The sequence below is a fragment of the Actinomyces lilanjuaniae genome (assembly GCF_003606385.1).
In the GTDB taxonomy this organism is placed as follows: Bacteria; Actinomycetota; Actinomycetes; order Actinomycetales; family Actinomycetaceae; genus Actinomyces; species Actinomyces lilanjuaniae.
The window spans coordinates 355,452-373,398 of record NZ_CP032514.1; the positions used below are offsets into that span (position 1 = coordinate 355,452).

Here is a 17,947-nt window from a genome sequence, read left to right on the forward strand (position 1 = left end):
CGTGCGACCGGTACTCGTGGCAGCAGGGGGTTGCTCCCTCCGTCGGCCTGCGGCTGGACCCCCGCAGCCCGGGCGTGCGTGGACGCTCCGTGGCTAGGACAAGAGTGCCCAGACCGGGGGGAGGGTGACCAGGGGCGGCCATGCTGGCTCCTGGTACTTTCTTGCGCGGGTGGGCTCCCGGGCTGGGGGCCGCCGGGCTGGGTGTGCAGGCACTGCGGCCGCAGGGTGCGGAGGTGGTGGGGGCAGGCCTGCTGTGGCAGCCTCCGCGTCGGGAGCGTGCCACAATCCGGTCATGAATCCGGGCATGACCGACTCCTCCAGCCAAGCCCCCGGCCCTGCGCTAGGTCCGTGCTCCCCGGTCCTGACCGGCTCCGGGGCGCGGGCCGCCCTGCCTGCCCTGGACGCCCTCGGCTTTCCCTTCGCGCTGGTCCTCACCCAGGGCGGGCGTATCCTCGTCGAGGCGGGTGAGGTGGACACGGTCTTCCCCTTCGCCTCGGTGACCAAGCCGATCGTGGCGTGGTCGGCCCTGGTGGCGGCCGAGCGGGGCATGCTGGACCTGGACGCAGGCCTGGACCTGGCTGCCCTGGACGCCCTGGTCAGCGACGACCCCGTTGCCGCAGCAGCGGCTGCGGGCGGGCACGAGCCAGGCCAGGCCGGGACCGGTGGGGGAGGTCCCAAGCCCCTCCAGGGCGACTCTGCTCCGGCGAACCCCGCCCGCCTCGCCCCGACAGGCCTCGCCCCCACAGCCCGTCACCTGCTGGCCCACGCCTCGGGAGTCGCCCCGGACAGCGCGGACCTTCTGGCTGCCCCCGGCTCCCGGCGCATCTACTCCAACCGGGGCTACGAGCTCCTGGGGCGGGTGCTGGCGGAGGCCACCGCCATGCCGGTGTCGGCGTGGGTGGAGACCTCGGTGCTGGAGCCGCTGGGGATGGCCAGCGTCATGGTGGAGGGCTCCGCCGCGCACTCCGGTGAGGGAACCGCCCGGGACCTGGCGCTGTTCGCGGCCGAGCTGGCGGCGCCCCGGCTGATCTCTTCCGGGCTCGCGCGTGAGGCCTGCCAGCCGGCCTTCCCCGGGCTCGACGGCGTCCTGCCCGGGTATGGCCGCCAGTCGCCCAACGACTTCGGGCTGGGACTGGAGGTCCGGGGGCGCAAGCACCCGCACTGGACCGGTGCCGCGAACAGTCCGCAGACTTTCGGGCACTTCGGGCAGTCGGGATCCTTCCTCTGGGTGGACCCGGTGGCGGGTCGGCAGGCGGTGTTCCTGGGGAGCAAGCCGTTCGGGGCGGTGCACCAGGAGGTCTGGCCGAGGCTCAGTGACCAGGTGCTGGGGCTGACGGACGTGGCCTCGGTGCGGTTCTGACCGTGTTCCCAGGGGCCGTGTTCCCAAAGGTCGTGTTCTCGGGGACTCGGGGACTCGGGGACTCGGGCCTGGTTGGGGTCGACGCGACCGCTGACCCGTCCTAGGTGCGGTGGCTTGTATCCGGTACTGGGACGAGCCGCTGCCCGATGGTGTCTCATGCTGGTGCTACCTTCTGGTTCTGAGCACTTGACCGAGTAGCGCGCTTCCCGGGCCGCCCGGGCCGTGCGGGTACAGGCATCGCGGAAGCGTGAGGAGGGGAGGCCGTCGTGGTACGGAAGGGTCAGGACCGTCTGGCTGCGGGCCAGCAGGAGCCTGCGCCTACGCAGCCGCAGTCTTTCTCGGTGGCTGAGCTGCGGGGTGACCTCACGGGCGCTGCTGCCCAGGAGGCCCTCGCCCGGATGGGGCTGACCCCGCAGCTGCTGACCGGGGCGTGCGCAGCAGGCCTCCAAGCAGCCGTCAACCAGCACTCCTCCTACGAGCCCAGCACGGCCTTCGGCTACCAGCACTGGGCCAAGACCGTCGCAGCGCTGCGTGAGGCCCTGGCGGAGCAGGGGTGGGACAGCCGCGACATCCTCAACGCGCCGCGTTCGGTCAGCGGCGACGGTCGCTTCAGCATTGCCGCCATCAGGGGGACTGCCGCCACAGGGCAGGTCGGTGCCCGTCCCACCAACGCTCGTGCGCGGGGCCGGGTGTTCGTGGACGGCGTCGCCGTCAACGCCCAGTTTCTCGCGGGCTCTGAGGCAGGGGGCGGCAGCGCAGCAGACGTCTACGGCCAGCACTACCAGCCGGTGCTTGGCACCATGCTGGCCCTGGACGTCTCGGCCCGTTCGGCCGGTGACCTGGCCCGCTTGCCGCATACCTGGCTGCTGCTCTATTTCTGGGACCGCTCGGACAACGTGGTGCGCAGCGAGCTGTCGCTGCCGGTGGCCTGTGAGGACGGTGTCGTCACTCGGTGGCGTACCCGCATCATCTTGCCGCCTGAGGAGCTGGGCGGGCTGGCATCCGGGCAGGTCGGCGCGCTGCCCTCCGACGACGTCGACTTTGTCATCCAGGCGGTCTGAGGGTGGGTGTGCACCCCTGCCGGGTCCGCCTGGCCAGGCAGCGTGCGGGCCTGTCCAAGCAGGAACTGGCCCAGCGCACGGGCGTCAGCACGCGCACCGTCACCACCTGGGAGTCCGAGGGCGCGCCCCCGTCCCGGGCGGAGGGGCTGGCGGCCGCGACCATGGTGCCGGTGTCGTTCCTCCAGCGCCACCCGGTGGAGGAGGTGGCCGAGGAGGCCGTCTTCTTCCGGGCGCGCAGGAGGTCGCCTGCCCGGCTCAGGCACGTCGCCACTGCCCTGGGGGCTCTGGGTACGGACTTCTACGCGGAGGTGACCCAGCACTTCCGCCTGCCGGCGCTGGACCTGCCGGAGGGGGCTGCACTGGCGGCGCAGCCCGGGCCTTCCGCACCACTCTCGCTGACCGAAGCGCAGGAGGCAGCGCGCGAGCTGCGGACCGTCTGGGGCCTGGGGGAGCTACCCGCCCCCAACCTCGTCCAGCTGGCGGAGGCCCACGGTGTGAGGGTGCTGGGGCTCCCGCGCGCCCAGCGTGACGTGGACGCCTTCAGCTTCTGGGGCGCAGACGGGTGCCCCTACATCTTCCTGGCGCGTCACAAGACCGCTGAGCGCTCCCGGTTCGACCTGGCCCACGAGATCGGCCACCTGGTGCTCCACGGCGGGGTGACCCGCACGGACGAGCGCACCGACCGCGTCGTGGAGGCGGAGGCGCACGCCTTCGCCGGTGAGCTCCTCCTGCCTCGCGCTGCTGTGCGCGCCGTCCTGGGGCGCAGCCCGTCGTTGCATGCGGTGCTGGGGCTCAAGGAGAGGTTCGGGACCTCCGCGGTGGCGGCCGCCCGGGCCGCGTGGGACGCGGGCTGCCTGTCGGAGTGGGAGTACCGGCAGATGTCGGCGCAGCTGGCCTCGCGGGGCTTCTCCACCGGGGAGCCCGGGAGTCGGCTCGGCTACGAGCAGTCCCGGGTCTACCGCACCGTGCTTGACTGGCTGCGCCAGCGGGGCCAGTCGGTCCCGCAGTGGGCCAGGTCCATCGGGCAGCACCCTGACGACGTCGCCGCCTTCATGCTGGGCCAGGCCCTGTCCCTCGTCCCCGGCTGAGGCCGCCGGTGGTGCGCATGACCCCGTAGGCGGCACCTCGCCTACCCCTCCAGGTCCACGATGACAGGCACGTGGTCGCTGGCGCCCTTGCCCTTGCGCTCGTCGCGGTCGATGGCGGCACCGCCGACCCGGGAGGCCAGGGCGGGTGAGGCGTAGACGAAGTCGATACGCATCCCCTCGTTGCGGGGGAATCGCAGCTTCTGGTAGTCCCAGTAGGTGTAGTTGGTGACCCGCTCCCGCGTCACCTCGCTCAGGCCGACCGACTCGAAGGCGGCGAAGGCCTCCCGCTCCGGTGCCGACACGTGCGTGGCGCCGTCGAAGGCAGTGACGTCCCAGACGTCCTCGTCGCGCGGGGCGACGTTCCAGTCGCCCACCAGTGCCAGTGCCAGGCCTGGGTCTGCCTCCAGCCAGCCGACAGCGGCCTGGCGCAGCGCGGCCAGCCAGTCCAGCTTGTAGCGGTAGTGGGGGTGGTCCAGTTCACGGCCGTTGGGCACGTACAGGCTCCACAGCCGCAGCGGCGCGGTCCTGGTCGTCGTGCCCGGGCCGTCACCTGGGGAGCCGGTGGTGTCCCCTGCTGGCAGGGCGGCACTGTCCTCCTGCCCGCTGCTGGCTGGTGTCTGCATATCGCTGTTCTCTGCCAGCCCGCCGCCGACCGCCGCCTGCCCGCCGACCGTTACTCCCAGAGCCCGGGCCTCCACCACGGGCTCCTGGCCCTCCTGGCGGACCCAGCCCGGCTGGCCAGGGAACGAGGTCGCGACATCTGACAGCCCGACGCGGGAGGCTACCGCCACCCCGTTCCACTGGTCCAGGCCGTGGACCGCTACCTCGTACCCGGCAGCCTCAAGGGCCTGGTACGGGAACTGGTCAGGTCGGCACTTGATCTCCTGCATGGCCAGCACGTCGATGTCCTCGCGCTCCAGGAAGGCGGTGACTCGCTCGACCCGGGTGCGGACGGAGTTGACGTTCCAGGTAGCAAGACGCATACGGGCAGGGTACCGGTTGCCGACTCGATGCTGCGGTCGTGACTGGCGGCCTGAGCCTTCAGCACCTGATCGGGCACCGGAGCTGCCCGACGGTCGCTGCCCCGAGGCGCGCTAGCCTGGCCCCATGGGAACCGCACTTGTCACCGGCGCCACCAGCGGGCTCGGCCTAGAGTTTGCCTGGCAGCTCGCCCAGGCCCACCACGACCTGGTCCTCATCGCCCGTGACGAGCAGCGGCTGCGCCACCTTGCCGACGAGCTTCACCAGATCGCGGGTGTCGGCGCCCAGGTGCTGGCCGCCGACCTGGCAGTGCCTGAGGACTGCGCCCGGGTGGCGACACGCTTACGCCAAGGAGGACAGTCGGCTCCCAGCGGGCCTGGCGATGCCTCGGCCCCACATACCGCTGAGCAGGTGGCCTCCCGGCCCGTGGACCTGCTGGTCAACAACGCGGGTTTTGGCCTGGGGCAGTCCTTCGTCGGCGGGGACCTGGCCCGCGAGGAGCGGGCGCTGGACGTCATGGTCCGCGCGGTCCTCGTCCTGTCCCACGCGGCTGCCGAGGCCATGGCCGCACGCGGCCACGGAGCGATCCTCAACGTCTCCTCAATGACGGCGCGCACCGCCATGGGGACCTACGCCGCCCACAAGGCCTGGGTCCTCAGCTTTACCGAGGGCCTGGCCAGCGAGCTGGAGGGCACCGGTGTCACCGCCACGGCGCTGTGCCCCGGTCTGGTCCGTACCGGCTTCCACGCTGCCGCCGGGGTGGACGAGTCCACCTGGAGGGGGCCGGTGTGGCTGGACGCCGAGCGTGTGGCGGCTGAGGGCCTGGCGGCGGTGCGTCGAGGCCAGGTGATCTGCACCCCGAGCTTGCGCTACCGCAGTGCCAGCGCCCTGCTGCGCACCGCGCCCCGCTGGTTCGTGCGGCGGGTGGCGGGGACCTCCCGCTCCGCGTCTGCCGGCGCCGCGCCTCCTACGCAGCCAGCGGAATAGGCCGGCCACTCCCTAGCGTGTCTGCCGAGAACCTGGGACCGTTGTCCCATGGCTTCCATTACTCTCCAAGGAGACCCCGTCAGCACCGTCGGTGACCTTCCTGCCGTGGGCACCCAGGCCCCGGACTTTGAGCTGGTCGGTGCGGACCTGGGGCCTGTGTCCAGCCAGTCCCTCGCAGGACGCCGCGTGGTCCTCAACATCTTCCCCTCGGTGGACACGGGTGTGTGCGCTACCTCCGTCCGCCAGTTCAACGCGCTCGCCTCCGGGCTGGACAACACGACCGTCGTCTGCGTCTCGGCCGACCTCCCCTTCGCCGCCGCCCGCTTCTGCGGCGCCGAGGGTCTGGACAACGTGGTCACCGGATCCTCGTTCCGCTCCACCTTTGGCACGGACTACGGCGTGACTATGGCGGACGGCCCCATGGCTGGGCTGCTGTCGCGCTCCGTGGTGGTCCTGGACGCTGATGGCACAGTCCTTCACGCCCAGCAGGTGCCGGAGATCCGCACTGAGCCGGACTACGACGCCGCGGTCGCCGTCCTGGCCTGAACAAGGCTGCCTCGCCCGGGCAGGACCTGCCTGAGCGGGGCGGTACTGCGCGCTGCCTCCTGGTGCCGTTACGAGCCGAGTCGTGGCGGGTGGTAGCGGGCTGCGCCCGGTGCTGCCAGCGTCCTGGGCCGCAGCGGCTAGACTCCGGGGCGTGAGCACCAACGACTCCCACATCACCCGCCTGGCCGGGCTTGTCAACGAGCTGGCTGTGGTCCGAGGAAGGGTCACCCTGGCCTCCGGGCTTGAGTCGGACTTCTACGTGGACATGCGCCGCGCCACCCTCCACCACGAGGCGGCCCCGCTCATCGGGCACGTCATGCTGGACATGCTGGAGGAGGCGGGGCTGGGGCCGGAGGAGGTCGACGCCGTCGGCGGACTGACTATGGGGGCGGACCCGGTGGCAGCCGCCATGCTGCACGCGGCGGCGTCGCGCGGCCTGGACCTGGACGCCTTCGTAGTGCGCAAGGCTGCCAAGGACCACGGTATGCGGCGCCGGATCGAAGGGCCGCAGGTGGCTGGTCGACGCGTAGTGGTCCTGGAGGACACCTCCACCACCGGGGGCTCCCCGCTGGAGGCTGTCGAGGCTCTGCGTGAGGCTGACGCCGACGTTCAGGCCGTGGCCGTGGTGGTGGACCGCTCCACCGGGGCGCGCGAGCGCATCGAGGCTGCGGGCCTGCCCTACCACGCGGCCCTGGGTCTGGAGGACCTGGGGCTCGGATGAACCGGGCGGAGTCTTCATCGCCTACGGTGCCTGGTTGGACTCGTCGCTCGTGACCCGGTAGCCGCTTTGCCGTCCACGGGCAGGTCCGCAGGGCTCCCCGGTGATTCCCCAGTGGTGGTTCCCTCTGACGCGGGTCTTTCGATTATAGCAAGATCCGCGTAGACTGGACCTGTGAGCATGATCGGAACGCGGGTGAGGGAGGCGCTGCGCGGGAGTGGGCTGACGCAGGCCGCTCTGGCGCGGTCCGTCGGTCTCAGTGAGTCCGCTCTGTCGAAGTCTCTTGCAGGTACGCGCACCTTTGCGGCGCTGGAGTTGGCTGAGGTCGCTGAGCGCCTCGGCGTGTCCATGCACTGGCTGGTCACCGGTGAGGAGGATCCCTTCGAGGTGCGCGTGGTTGCCCGGCACAGCTACGACAACATGTCCAGGACCTACTCCTGCGACCCGCAAGATGACCAGAAGGCTCTAGAAGCTGTTGCGCTCCTCTACCGCCAGGCCTACGCTGCATGAGCCATGTCGCCGGTCGCGTGACACCGGACGGGGTGCGCCAGCTCCTGGGTGAGGGGTTTGTGCCGGACTTCGCGAACCGTGTTGAGGAGTGCCTGGGGGTCGACGTCGTCGTCATCCCGCTGTCAAATCCCGGGTACTCGCTCCGGCTGGGGGACTACGACGTCATCGTCCTGCGCGCAACCAACCAGTGGTTCCGCAGCAACTTCACCCTCGCTCACGAGTTGGGCCATATTGTCCTTGGTACCTCGCCTGCCCCGGGTGAGGCCGCTGCCCAGCACGCGGAGAACAGGGCAAACGCCTTCGCCGCTGAGCTGCTGATGCCGGCTGAGCATATGCGTGCTCTCGACTGGGCGGTCACCCCTGCCGTCCTCGCGCAGCGGGTCTGGGGGCTGGGCGTGTCCACCCAGGCCCTGCGCACCCGGTTGCGCTACCTGCGCCTCAATGTGCCAGAGCAAGGGGCGGCGGCCCTCCAGCTCACCACTCAGAAGCTCATCACGGAGCACCTTTCGCCAGCGGTGGCGTCTGCCCAGGACGTGACGGAGCGGATGGCCCTGAGTGCACGACGAAGGTTTCCCCTTAGGCTGCTGACTGACCTGCGCAGCGCGGTTGACTCCGGCCGTGCCTCCCAGGCGTCCCTGGCGTGGGCGCTCGGTACTCCGGTCGAGGAGGAGGATGCCAGCCCCGACGACCAGGCTGACAGCATGGGCGATGAGCTCTGTGCTGACCTTCTTGACGGGCTGGTCTGATCGTGACGGGTATCCCCTTCTTCTTCCCTGACAACACGGTTCTCATCAACATGGCGGTCCTGGGCAGGGTGGACCTGCTGGAGTGCTTCACAGAGGGCGGGGTCGTTGGTGCGCGTCCAGTGAGCACGAGTAGCGTCGCAGTCAGAGGATTCTTGAGCTCGGTGGGGCGGACCGGCAGGTTCGTGGTCACTGTGGACAGCCGATTCATCCTGACGAGGCCGACTATGTTGATATAAAGACGCTGCGGGACCGCATGCTCGGTCCCGACGACGGTCCTACCAGCCACTTCGGTGAGGCAGAGACGATCGTCGTCATCCGCAGGCGCCCGGAGCTCTATGGTTCTATATTTGTTACTGATGATCGAGGTGCCCGGTCCCATGCGGATGCGGAGAATGCTGTGGACCGGTGCCTCGGTACCGCAGAGCTGCTCGCCTACTTCGAGGCGGCGGGCTGGGTGACGCGCTCACAGGTGCACGACTACCTGGACACCTTGCGTGACAATGACAGGCACGTCCGCCCGTCGGATGCTGGGGGCTACGACCGGCTGGTGGAAAGGCTTCTACGCAAGAAGCGAGGGAGCGGGCGCTCGCCGTGAGTGTCCTGCCCGCGGTCAGGTACTTTGTGTGGCAGAACAGGAAAAGTGCCAGCGGCCATGACAGACTGCGGTAGCGTGCTGCCTCCCGCTCCCGAGCCCGACGTCCCAGCTGACACCCGTGAGGTCGGGGTGGGGCCGTGGCCGGGTGGCCCGCAGGCCTGGCCCGATGACCCCCGCTACGACCCTGTCCTGCTCGCCCAGGGGGACCGGCGCAACGTGGTGGACCGCTACCGCTACTGGAGCATGGAGGCGATCCGGGCCGACCTGGCTGGGCGCGCCCACCTGCTGCACGTCGCGATCGAGAACGTCAGCCAGGACCTCAATATCGGCTCCATCGTGCGCAGTGCCAACGCCTTCAACGTGGCCGGGGTCCACATTGTCGGGCGGCGGCGCTGGAACAGGCGCGGGGCCATGGTTACTGACCGCTATCTGGAGGTGCACCACCACGCCCAGCCGGACGACCTCCTGGCCTGGGCACACGAGGAAGGCTACGAGGTGGTCGGTATCGACAACGGCCCCGGGGCGGGGCTGCTGGAGCGGGCCGCCCTGCCCCGGCACTGCCTCATGGTGTTCGGCTCCGAGGGGGAGGGGATCAGCCCCGGGCTGCAGGAGAGCTGCTCCCGGCTGCTGCGCATCGGCCAGTACGGATCCACCCGCTCCATCAACGTGGCCGCGGCTGCGGCAGTTGCTATGCACGCCTGGGTCCTCCAGCACGCCGGGCCCGCACCGGACTAGGGCCACTGCGCGCTTTGCGCTTTGTCGCTACGGGTCGTCAGAGTGAAAGGTGAGCCCCAGGTCACTATCACACGGTGTTCCACCTGCTTCGCGTCAAGCGAATTCAGGTCCCGGGGGAGTGCAGGTCCTGGGGGGTGCAGGTCCCGGGGGCCAGGGCTCCCGTGGTCCTGCGGGGCCGACCTGGTCAGGTCGGCCCCGTCGCCGACTCCCACACGTCTCCCAGGGCCCCGAGGGGCCGGTGCTCACGCCTGGTCGGCCTCAATGACCCGGTGGTCGGGCGAGGCGTGGGTGACCTCGATCTTGCGAGGCTTGGCCTCCTCGGCCACCGGGATCGTCAGGGTCAGGACGCCGTCGGCGTACTCCGCGGAGATCCGGTCCAGGGCCAGCCCGTAGCCCAGCGTGAGCTGGCGGGCGAAGGTCCCGGAGGGACGCTCGTGGGCCAGCCACTGGATGTCCTTGGCCGTGTTGGCGGGACGCTCGGCACGGATGGTCAGGGTGCGCTCCTCGACGTCGACGTCAATCGTGGACGGGTCGACCCCGGGCAGGTCGATGCGGGCAACAAAGTGCTCGCCCTCGCGGTACAGGTCCAGGGGAAGGCCCACGGACGCGGGCGTACGGACCGGGCCGTTGGTCAGCCAGCGGTCCAGGTCACGGAAGGTGTCAAAGGGTGTTGGTGCCATGTCAGCCACCTCCAGTAGTCAGGGGCCCGGACGGTCCGGGCCTGGGGCGGGGCGGGCGGCGGTCGCCCGGGAGGCCCCATGTGGTTGTGCCTTATATTCTCGCGCGGTCGGTACGGTTGCGCTGACAGTTGTCGCCGTCAGCGAAGGTCTCGGTTCAAGGCCGCAGCTCGAGGCCCGGCGCAGGAACCTCAGCCTGCCGGGCAGCACGTAGACGGGTGGGGCGGCTCGGGGCGGCAGACGCCATCCCCGAGCTCACGCGCTGCACCTGGGACCATCATCTGCTACACCTCGACGCCAAGTCGTGGAAGAATCAGTCCTGTACCACTGACACATCACTCACCTCAAGGAGGCACCAGTGGCCATCGCGACCCCGGAGTCCTACGCAGACATGCTTGACCGCGCCAAGGCCGGCAAGTACGCGATCCCCGCGATCAACGTCACCTCGTCCCAGACCCTGTCCGCCGCCCTCAAGGGCTTCGCTGACGCCGAGTCTGACGGCATCGTCCAGATCTCCAACGGTGGTGCGGCCTACTGGTCCGGCTCCTCCCGGGCGGACCGCGTCAAGGGTTCTGTCGCCTTTGCCGCCTACGCCCGTGCGGTGGGTGACCTGTACCCCGTGACCATCGGCCTCCACACCGACCACTGCCCCAAGAAGATGCTGGAGCCCTGGATCCTCCCGCTGCTGGAGATGGAGGCCGAGCAGGTCAAGCGGGGTGAGGTGCCGATGTTCAACTCCCACATGTGGGACGGCTCGGCGGAGTCCCTGGACGACAACATCGAGATCGCCGTGGACATGCTGGCGCGCGCCAAGGCCGCCAACACCGTCCTGGAGATCGAGATCGGCGCCGTCGGCGGCGAGGAGGACGGCATCAAGGGGGAGGAGAACGCCAACCTCTACACCACCGCCGACGACGCCTGGCGCGCCATTGAGGCCCTGGGCCTGGGTGAGAACGGCCGCTACATCACCGCCCTGACCTTCGGCAACGTCCACGGCTCCTACAAGCCGGGCTTCGTCAAGCTCCGCCCCGAGATCCTGGGCGAGATCCAGGACGACGTCGCAGCACGGCTGGGCGAGCGCCTGTCCACCAAGGTGGGTGACACCAGCTCGCCCTTCGACCTGGTCATGCACGGCGGCTCCGGCTCCACCGATGAGGAGATCGCCACCGCGGTGCGCAACGGCGTCATCAAGATGAACGTGGACACCGACACCCAGTACGCCTACACCCGCCCCGTGGCGGACTGGATGCTCAAGAACTACGACGGCGTCCTCAAGATCGACGGCGAGGTCGGCAACAAGAAGACCTACGACCCGCGCGCCTGGGGCAAGGCCGCTGAGGAGGGCATGGCCGCCCGCGTGGTGGAGGCCTGCGAGCGCCTGGGCTCGGTGGGCTCGGCCAGGCGCTGAGCCTGATGACGCTGCTGCGGCGCCGGTGAGGCGCTGAGGCTCGGCCCCGGTACCCCTGTGGTGCCGGGGCCGACGTCGTGGTCTGGGTCCCTTGCCGGACCATTGTCGGCTGGGCGCGGACGGGTCAGGGCTGTCCTCCGGGTCTTCCTTCAGGGACACCTTTTTGATACGGTGAGGGCGCTCACGGTTCCCCGTAGTCGTGAGCGTCCGCGCCGTAGGAGCGCGGGTCCCTGTGCGTCCAAGGAGGGCGAGGCATGTTTGACCCGCAGGTGTTCGGCACCCAGAGGTGGCTGAACGAGACCTACTCCGGCGTCACGGGTGGGTGCCCCTGGAGCAGGACGGGCAGACGGGGTGGGCGACGATCTACGGGCTGCGCCGCGCCCTCCAGCACGAGCTGGGCGTTTCCCCGCTGTCGTCCGGCTTCGGCCCGGCGACGACGGCCGCATTCCAGGAGCGGGTGGGCCGGATCGACTCCCAGGCCACCGTGTCTGAGAACATCCTGCGTGTCCTCAGCGGTGCCCTGTGGTGCAAGGGCCGCACCGGCGTCATCCTGGACGACCTGGTCACGGTCACCTATGGCGCCATGGTCCCTTCCGTGTAGCGGGTGCGTGAGGACCTGGGCCTGGGCGGAGGCAGCTACGTGGACGTCAAGCTCATGGCCTCCCTGCTGTCCATGGACGCCTACGACGTGCTGGAGGACTACGGCGGGGTGCCCCAGGTGCGCCAGGTCCAGCAGTGGCTCAACGGGACCTATGCGGGGCGCCGGGACTTCGCCCTGGTGCCCTGCGACGGTGTCCACTCCCGCCAGGTGCAGACAGCCCTGCTGATGGCGCTCCAGTTCGAGATGGGGATGGCTGACGGGGAGGCCAACGGCAACTTCGGGGAGGGCACGCGCTCCGGCCTGAGGGGCTCGGCGCAGGTGAGGAGCGGCAGCACCGACGGGGCGACGCGGTTCGTCCGGCTCTTCCATGCGGCGATGATCCTCAACGGGTACGACGTGTCCCTGGCCTCCTCCTTCGGTGCGGGCACGGAGGCGGTGGTCCGGGTGTTCCAGTCCTTCATGGAGATCCCGGAGACGGGCGCGGGCGACTACACCACCTGGTGCAGCCTGCTGGTGTCCAGCGGTGACACCAGCGTGGCCACCAAGGGTTTTGACACCAGCGCCCAGCTGCTGGGCGGCCGGGCGCAGGGCGCGGCAGACCGCGGCTACACCCACGCGGGCAGGTATACTGTGGGGTCGGGCAAGTTCATCACCGGGCCCGAGCTGGACGCGCTGCGCAGCGCGGGTCTGAGGCTGGTGCCGATTCACCAGCGCTGGAACAACGACGTCTCCCACATGACCTACGAGGAGGGGCGCACCCAGGGGCAGGAGGCCCTGGAGCGCGGACGCGTGCTGGGGCTGCCCGCAGACAGCATCATCTACTTCACCGTGGACTTCGACCCGGTCGGCGACGCCGTGGTGGGGCCGGTCATGGACTTCTTCCGGGGTGTCAACGAGGTGATGGGGGAGGTGGACTCCTACCGGTTCCGGGTGGGGGTCTACGCCACGCGCAACGTGTGCCGCCTGGTCATGGCCCAGGACTACGCGGTGGCCGCCTACGTCCTGGGGATGTCCACCGGGTTCTCCGGGAACATGGGCTTCCCCATGCCGCAGGGGTGGCACTACAACCAGATCGTGGAGGTCAGTGAGGACCTGGGGGGTAGGGCCACCCCGGTGGACCACGTGGTGGTGTCCCGGCGGGCGGAGGCGGTTGACCTGGCGGGGGTGGTCTCCCCGCCGCTGGAGGTGGACGGTGCTGCGACTGAGACCGGCTTCCACGTCCTGTTCGAGTGGTTCGTGCGGGCCGAGGTGGTCTGCGAGCTGGCGCTGACCCAGGCACGGACCCCGGACCTGACGGACCTGAGGCGGTACCTGCCCATGGTGGGCTCCTTCGTCCTGGGGTGGCTGCGCAAGCCGGACTACTGGTACGCCGCCGCCAGCGGCATGTGGATGGTCTACACCCCTGACACCGACGACGACGCGGGGCTGGCTGCTGCCAGGATCCTGTGCGAGGGGAGGCTGACCTCCGTCATGGGCTCCAGGCCGGCCGTCACCACGGACGTCGCCCACTGGGCGGCTGCGGCCATGGGGTATGTGACCTGGCCTGGCTCCTCCGATCCCACCACCTACGGGCTGGGGGACCTGGGCGGGTGGATGCTTGACCTCTACCAGCTCTTCGGTCAGTGGCAAGACGATGATAACGGAGAGGACCAGGAGACCTGGATGCGGGCCAGGCTCGCGGTGGAGGGGGTGGACTCCGGCTTCGGGGTGGCGGACCTGGTGGCTGACGCCGACGCCTGGCTGACGGTGGTGGGCCTGGCCGAGCCCAGCCCGGCACGGACGTCGGACACCTTGCGCACCCAGCTCGCCATGTCGCAGCAGGAGCGTCTGCGGGCCTTCTACTCCGGGCGCTTCGACAGCTCGCCGCAGAACGTGGTCAGCATGTTCTCCGCCATGGTGGACGGGATAGACGCTGGTGGGGTCAATTTTCCTTTGACAGGCGATCGGTTGAGGGGAGGTGCCGGGGCTGAAACGGTGCCGACTGCGGAGCAGGCTCGGATCTGCGGCGAGCTCTTTGCCCAGGCGCTGGAGAGGCTGACGGCGTGAGCGCCCTGGTGCACCGACCTGGAGGGGTGGTGGCGTGATGCCTGTGGGGCGGTGGCTGGCGCGGTTCCTGGGGAGGGCGGCCCGTGACCTGCTGGTGGTGGCCTCGCTGGTGGTTCCGACCTGCGCCGTGCTCTGGCTGTGGGGTCACTTTGCTGGGTTCGACTATGTTATGGCTATTAGCTCAGAGGAGTGGCGGAGTCGCAGGGACGCGTCGCAGTCCTTGTGGACGCCTGGGTGGCTGTGGTGGACTGTCTTCTTTGGTGCTGGTTTTGGTCTGAGCGCGGGGGCGGTGCGTCACCAGGGGCGTGATGCGTGGGCGATTACGGTGGCCTGCTGGTCGCTGCTGTTCGGGGCTGCGCTGATGCACTTTGGCGAGAATCTTCAGTTTGCGCTGCCGGACCACGATCCGTGCCTGTACGAGGGGTGCTGGCCGCTGTACTGGCAGGCGGTGGTGGTGTCTGCTCCGATGGCTGTGACCCTGGTGGTGGTGATAGTGCTGGGGTGGTGGGCTGGTCGTGTGGGGGTGTGGGTGCGTCGGGTGGTCCCCGGATTGGTGTTCGTGGGTCTGATGTTTCTGCTGGCCCTGGTGTGGGAGCCGTGGGTGCTGCCCTTCCTCCAGGGGCCCCCGCCCTGGCAGGGGGCCGCCCCGTGAGGTCTCCTGCGGCGTGGCGGCTGGCGCAGCTGCTGAGGACGGCGGCCCACGACCTGCTGGTCGTGGCCTCAGCGGTAGCACCATGGTGCGTGGCCTGCTGGGTGGGTCTTGTCAACGCCAGGTTCGGGTACGTGTTCTCTGACTGGCCGGTGGAGACACGGCATCTGATGGGAACTCATAACAGGCTGTGGACGCCTGGGTGGCTGGGCTGGACGGTGCTGTTTGGTGTGGGTCTTGGTCTGAGTGCCGGAGCCGTCCGATATCGTGTCCGCGACTGGTGGGCCATTGTGGTGGCTTGCTCGACTGCCTTCTGGTGGGCGGCGTGCGCCTATGTCTCTCAGGGTATCCAGTTCATGCATCCCGAGAACCGGGACTGTACCTACGAGGGGTGCTGGCCGCTGTACTGGCAGGCGGTGGTGGTGGGGATGCCGATGCTGGTGGCCCTGGTGGTCGTGGTGCTGCTGGGGTGGTGGGCTGGTCGTGTGGGGGTGTGGGTGCGTCGGGTGGTCCCGGGGGTGGTGTTCGTGGGTCTGATGCTTCTGCTGGCCCTGGTGTGGCAGCCGTGGGTGCTGCCCTTCCTCCAGGGTCCCCCGCCCTGGCAAGGGGCTGCCCCGTGAGGTCTTCTGCGGTGCCTTCTACGGCCTCCTTGGTCCAGCAGGCCGGTTGGTCCCTGACACACCGGCCTGGAGGGGCGGTGGTGTGATGCCTGTGGTGGAGCGGCTGACGAGACTCCTGCGGGCGGCGGTCCGTGACCTGGTGGTCGTGGCCTCCGTGGTCGTTCCTGGCTGTGCGGCAGTGTGGATCGCGTTTGCTCAAGCAGATTTTGGGTTCGTGTACTCGGGCTGGAGCGCTGCCTCCCGTTACCGGCTAGGGCTCAGCAACGACTTGTGGGACTGGGACTGGCTGGGGTGGATCGCCCTCTATGGTGCTGGTTTTGGTCTGAGCGCGGGTGTGCTGTGGCGTGGAGGCCGCGACTGGTGGGCCATTGTGGTGGCCTGCTGGACCCTGGTGTCTGGAGGTGCGCTGGTATGGGTTGGCCAGGGGATCCAGTTCGTGGGTCCTGACAGCCAGGACTGCACGTACTCGGGCTGCTGGCCGTTGTACTGGCAGGGACTGATCCTGTCCACTCCGGCGATCGTGGCCCTGGTGGTGGTGATAGTGCTGGGGTGGTGGGCTGGTCGTGTGGGGGTGTGGGTGCGTCGGGTGGTCCCCGCACTGGTGTTCATCACCTTGATGCTTCTGCTGGCCCTGGTGTGGCAGCCGTGGGTGCTGCCCTTCCTCCAGGGTCCCCCGCCCTGGCAGGGGGCTGTCCCGTGAGGTCTTCTGCGGCGTGGCGGCTGGCGCAGCTGCTGAGGACGGCGGCCCACGACCTGCTGGTCGTGGCCTCAGCAGTAGTGCCGATGTGTGCCGTGTTCTGGGTGACAGCCGCGCACGCAGGCTTTGACTACATCGGGTCGTCATGGTCCGAGTCCACCCGGACGGCGGGGGACCCGATGCGGGCGCTGTGGCGCTGGGACTGGCTGGGATGGACTCTCCTCTACGGTGCTGGTTTTGGTCTGAGCGCGGGGGCGGTGCGTCACCAGGGGCGTGATGCGTGGGCGATTGCGGTGGCCTGCTGGACCGGTGTGCTTGGTGCGGGGCTTGTCGTCTTTACTCAGAATTTTCAGTTTGCGCTGCCGGACCATGCTCCGTGCTTGTACGAGGGGTGCTGGCCGCTGTACTGGCAGGCGGTGGTGGTGTCTGCTCCGATGGCTGTGACCCTGGTGGTGGTGATACTTCTGGGGTGGTGGGCTGAGCGCGTGGTGGTGTGGGTGCGTCGGGTAGTTCCCGCACTGGTGTTCATCACCTTGATGCTTCTGCTGGCCCTGGTGTGGCAGCCGTGGGTGCTGCCCTTCCTCCAGGGACCACCGCCCTGGCAGAGCCTGGCGGCAACGACGGGCGCGGTCGTCTGCGGGATGGGGTAGCAGTCGCAGGACCAGGACAGGCAAGACAGGGGCGGGGCGCGACAGGACAGCGAGAGACAGCACGAGGCAGCACAAGACCACCAGGCAGCATCAGACACGACGACCCGGTACCAGGCGATATGACAGGCACAGGAACCAGGACCTTAGAGAGGTCTCGGAGAAGAGGCTCCGGAGAAGAGACCCTGGAGATAAGGACCACAGGACATGACGACATCAGACTACTGTGACAGTGTTCCAACCACCCGCACCACCCGGACGGTGGGGCGCCGCAGCGTCCTGATCGCCGTGGCCGTCACCACCGGTACGGCCTGCCTGGGCCTGCTCCAGGCGGCCCCGGCACGGGCGGCGGACCCGGAGGTCACCATTGAGGCGGGCGGCGATCTCGTCGAGGTGGCCACCGCTAACGGTGCGGTCGTGCAGGTGCCGACTGTCCTCGGCGGCCTCCTAAGCGTCGGGTCGGCGCCGCTGCCCGAGGGTACTGAGGTCCGCGTGACCTGGGACCCCCGGCTGTACGAGGCCAACCCCGCTCCGGTCCTCACCGTGGACGGAGAGGCCCTGGAGTGCTCCTACAGCAACGCTCCCTCCGGCACGGCCCCCTCTACGCCCTCCTCAGCTCCTGCCCAGGCCACGGTCGTCCTCGGGGAGGCGCTGCCCCAGGGCCGCTCCTACCTGCTGTGCCTGGGATCCACGAGGAGCCTCACTTATCCGCAGGACACCGTGGAGGCGCCGGAGGGGACCAGCATCACCGTCTCCCTACCAGCGGGCCCGGCCCAGGCGCAGCAGGAGGCGCACGCCTCTGGCACACAGACCACCGAGCTGTGGGGAGCTAGCGTGGGCGCAGGGTGGCAGATGCTGACCTGGGGGGAGGGCTACCACGTGTGGTACCCCGGCAGCGTTACCCTGCGCTCCGCAGGTCCCGCCCCGGTCCCTGCGGGCAGCCGCCTCACGGTGCAGGCCGACGCCCAGGTCCTGGCCAGCCTGGTCCTGGGGCAGGGCGCTGACGCCGTTACCGCAGTTACCGTGGGCACGGTCCTGTCGGCCACCTACACCACCCCGGAGCTGACCGAGGGGCAGATGCTCACCCTGCCCGTCACCGTGGAGGCCCGCGACCTCGACGGTCCGCTGGACCACCTTGAGCCGACCGTGGTCACTGTCAGCAGTCCTGAGGCGGCCAGGACCCAGCGCTCCACGGGTTGGGAGTCTGTCAGCCGTGCTGACGACGCCTACGATGAGGCCACCCGCCTGCGCTACGGTGTGGGCTGAGCCGAGTGG

The 17,947-nt window shown here is 69.5% G+C and carries 21 protein-coding genes; 19 read left to right on the forward strand and 2 right to left on the reverse strand.

The annotated features are described in order from the left end of the window. Positions 1-292: 292 nt before the first annotated feature. From D5R93_RS01610 to D5R93_RS01620, 3 genes are all read left to right on the forward strand, one after another. Positions 293-1,360, forward strand: a complete 1,068-nt coding sequence (locus D5R93_RS01610) for a serine hydrolase domain-containing protein (protein ID WP_243106875.1) — start codon at positions 293-295, stop codon at positions 1,358-1,360. Positions 1,361-1,701: 341 nt separating this feature from the next. After that, positions 1,702-2,421 carry a hypothetical protein gene (locus D5R93_RS01615; protein ID WP_162933763.1) on the forward strand — a complete coding sequence of 240 codons (720 nt, stop codon included), beginning with the start codon at positions 1,702-1,704 and terminating at the stop codon, positions 2,419-2,421. A 2-nt stretch (positions 2,422-2,423) separates the two neighbouring features. Beyond that, complete coding sequence (locus tag D5R93_RS01620; protein WP_120203392.1) at positions 2,424-3,509, forward strand: XRE family transcriptional regulator; 1,086 nt, start codon at positions 2,424-2,426, stop codon at positions 3,507-3,509. Positions 3,510-3,550: 41 nt separating this feature from the next. Here the strand turns inward: D5R93_RS01620 and D5R93_RS01625 are convergent, their stop codons facing one another. Further along, positions 3,551-4,492, reverse strand: a complete 942-nt coding sequence (locus D5R93_RS01625) for an exodeoxyribonuclease III (protein ID WP_119836268.1) — start codon at positions 4,490-4,492, stop codon at positions 3,551-3,553. Positions 4,493-4,616: 124 nt separating this feature from the next. Here D5R93_RS01625 and D5R93_RS01630 point away from each other — a divergent pair, with 124 nt between their 5' ends. The 8 genes from D5R93_RS01630 (at position 4,617) to D5R93_RS01665 (ending at position 9,327) form a co-directional block, all read left to right on the forward strand. Next, positions 4,617-5,477: an SDR family NAD(P)-dependent oxidoreductase gene (locus D5R93_RS01630; protein WP_119836269.1), complete on the forward strand. Its 861-nt coding sequence runs from the start codon at positions 4,617-4,619 to the stop codon at positions 5,475-5,477. 48 nt (positions 5,478-5,525) lie between these two features. After that, positions 5,526-6,023, forward strand: a complete 498-nt coding sequence (tpx, locus tag D5R93_RS01635) for a thiol peroxidase (protein WP_119836270.1) — start codon at positions 5,526-5,528, stop codon at positions 6,021-6,023. A gap of 151 nt (positions 6,024-6,174) precedes the next feature. Continuing rightward, positions 6,175-6,744, forward strand: a complete 570-nt coding sequence (gene pyrE / locus D5R93_RS01640; RefSeq protein WP_119836271.1) for an orotate phosphoribosyltransferase — start codon at positions 6,175-6,177, stop codon at positions 6,742-6,744. Positions 6,745-6,921: 177 nt separating this feature from the next. Continuing rightward, a complete protein-coding gene (locus D5R93_RS01645) occupies positions 6,922-7,251 on the forward strand; it encodes a helix-turn-helix domain-containing protein (protein WP_120203395.1) in 330 nt (109 codons plus the stop codon). After that, positions 7,248-7,997 (forward strand): ImmA/IrrE family metallo-endopeptidase, encoded by a 750-nt coding sequence (locus tag D5R93_RS01650; protein WP_120203397.1) that lies wholly within the window; start codon positions 7,248-7,250, stop codon positions 7,995-7,997. The genes D5R93_RS01645 and D5R93_RS01650 overlap by 4 nt, the downstream gene beginning before the upstream one ends. Before the next feature lie 2 nt (positions 7,998-7,999). Further along, the gene (locus tag D5R93_RS01655; protein WP_120203400.1) at positions 8,000-8,233 is read left to right on the forward strand and encodes a hypothetical protein; all 234 of its coding nucleotides are present in this window, start codon (positions 8,000-8,002) and stop codon (positions 8,231-8,233) included. Between the two features lie 17 nt (positions 8,234-8,250). After that, on the forward strand, positions 8,251-8,592 hold the full coding sequence (locus D5R93_RS01660) for a hypothetical protein (RefSeq protein WP_120203402.1): 342 nt from the start codon (positions 8,251-8,253) through the stop codon (positions 8,590-8,592). A gap of 57 nt (positions 8,593-8,649) precedes the next feature. Continuing rightward, positions 8,650-9,327, forward strand: a complete 678-nt coding sequence (locus tag D5R93_RS01665) for a TrmH family RNA methyltransferase (RefSeq protein WP_119836275.1) — start codon at positions 8,650-8,652, stop codon at positions 9,325-9,327. Positions 9,328-9,569: 242 nt separating this feature from the next. On the opposite strand, the gene D5R93_RS01670 is transcribed toward D5R93_RS01665, so the two are convergent. After that, entirely contained in the window at positions 9,570-10,007 is a 438-nt protein-coding gene (locus D5R93_RS01670; RefSeq protein WP_119836276.1) for an Hsp20/alpha crystallin family protein, read from the reverse strand. Positions 10,008-10,362: 355 nt separating this feature from the next. Here D5R93_RS01670 and fbaA point away from each other — a divergent pair, with 355 nt between their 5' ends. The 8 genes from fbaA (at position 10,363) to D5R93_RS01710 (ending at position 17,938) form a co-directional block, all read left to right on the forward strand. Beyond that, positions 10,363-11,412 (forward strand): class II fructose-bisphosphate aldolase, encoded by a 1,050-nt coding sequence (fbaA, locus tag D5R93_RS01675; RefSeq protein ID WP_119836277.1) that lies wholly within the window; start codon positions 10,363-10,365, stop codon positions 11,410-11,412. Between the two features lie 286 nt (positions 11,413-11,698). Beyond that, positions 11,699-12,013, forward strand: a complete 315-nt coding sequence (locus D5R93_RS01680; RefSeq protein WP_162933765.1) for a hypothetical protein — start codon at positions 11,699-11,701, stop codon at positions 12,011-12,013. 3 nt (positions 12,014-12,016) lie between these two features. Beyond that, positions 12,017-14,059, forward strand: a complete 2,043-nt coding sequence (locus D5R93_RS14435) for a glycoside hydrolase domain-containing protein (RefSeq protein ID WP_120203407.1) — start codon at positions 12,017-12,019, stop codon at positions 14,057-14,059. Positions 14,060-14,096: 37 nt separating this feature from the next. Next, on the forward strand, positions 14,097-14,711 hold the full coding sequence (locus tag D5R93_RS01690) for a hypothetical protein (protein ID WP_120203410.1): 615 nt from the start codon (positions 14,097-14,099) through the stop codon (positions 14,709-14,711). Next, positions 14,708-15,328 (forward strand): hypothetical protein, encoded by a 621-nt coding sequence (locus tag D5R93_RS13035; RefSeq protein WP_162933766.1) that lies wholly within the window; start codon positions 14,708-14,710, stop codon positions 15,326-15,328. Before D5R93_RS01690 ends, D5R93_RS13035 begins: the two co-directional genes overlap by 4 nt. A gap of 82 nt (positions 15,329-15,410) precedes the next feature. After that, positions 15,411-16,028, forward strand: coding sequence for a hypothetical protein (locus D5R93_RS01700; protein WP_162933767.1), 618 nt, complete (start codon positions 15,411-15,413; stop codon positions 16,026-16,028). Beyond that, entirely contained in the window at positions 16,025-16,675 is a 651-nt protein-coding gene (locus D5R93_RS01705; RefSeq protein ID WP_162933768.1) for a hypothetical protein, read from the forward strand. The genes D5R93_RS01700 and D5R93_RS01705 overlap by 4 nt, the downstream gene beginning before the upstream one ends. 204 nt (positions 16,676-16,879) lie before the next feature. After that, positions 16,880-17,938 carry a hypothetical protein gene (locus D5R93_RS01710; protein WP_120203419.1) on the forward strand — a complete coding sequence of 353 codons (1,059 nt, stop codon included), beginning with the start codon at positions 16,880-16,882 and terminating at the stop codon, positions 17,936-17,938. Positions 17,939-17,947: the final 9 nt, after the last annotated feature.

Bases quoted from the DNA above. Each gene is read 5' to 3' on its own strand.
- D5R93_RS01610 (WP_243106875.1), top strand. From the start codon at position 293: ATGAATCCGGGCATGACCGACTCCTCCAGCCAAGCCCCCGGCCCTGCG.
- D5R93_RS01625 (WP_119836268.1), bottom strand. From the start codon at position 4,492: ATGCGTCTTGCTACCTGGAACGTCAACTCCGTCCGCACCCGGGTCGAG.
- D5R93_RS01630 (WP_119836269.1), top strand. From the start codon at position 4,617: ATGGGAACCGCACTTGTCACCGGCGCCACCAGCGGGCTCGGCCTAGAG.
- tpx (WP_119836270.1), top strand. From the start codon at position 5,526: ATGGCTTCCATTACTCTCCAAGGAGACCCCGTCAGCACCGTCGGTGAC.
- D5R93_RS01645 (WP_120203395.1), top strand. From the start codon at position 6,922: ATGATCGGAACGCGGGTGAGGGAGGCGCTGCGCGGGAGTGGGCTGACG.
- D5R93_RS01650 (WP_120203397.1), top strand. From the start codon at position 7,248: ATGAGCCATGTCGCCGGTCGCGTGACACCGGACGGGGTGCGCCAGCTC.
- D5R93_RS01660 (WP_120203402.1), top strand. From the start codon at position 8,251: ATGCTCGGTCCCGACGACGGTCCTACCAGCCACTTCGGTGAGGCAGAG.
- D5R93_RS01665 (WP_119836275.1), top strand. From the start codon at position 8,650: ATGACAGACTGCGGTAGCGTGCTGCCTCCCGCTCCCGAGCCCGACGTC.
- D5R93_RS01670 (WP_119836276.1), bottom strand. From the start codon at position 10,007: ATGGCACCAACACCCTTTGACACCTTCCGTGACCTGGACCGCTGGCTG.
- D5R93_RS01690 (WP_120203410.1), top strand. From the start codon at position 14,097: ATGCCTGTGGGGCGGTGGCTGGCGCGGTTCCTGGGGAGGGCGGCCCGT.
- D5R93_RS01710 (WP_120203419.1), top strand. From the start codon at position 16,880: ATGACGACATCAGACTACTGTGACAGTGTTCCAACCACCCGCACCACC.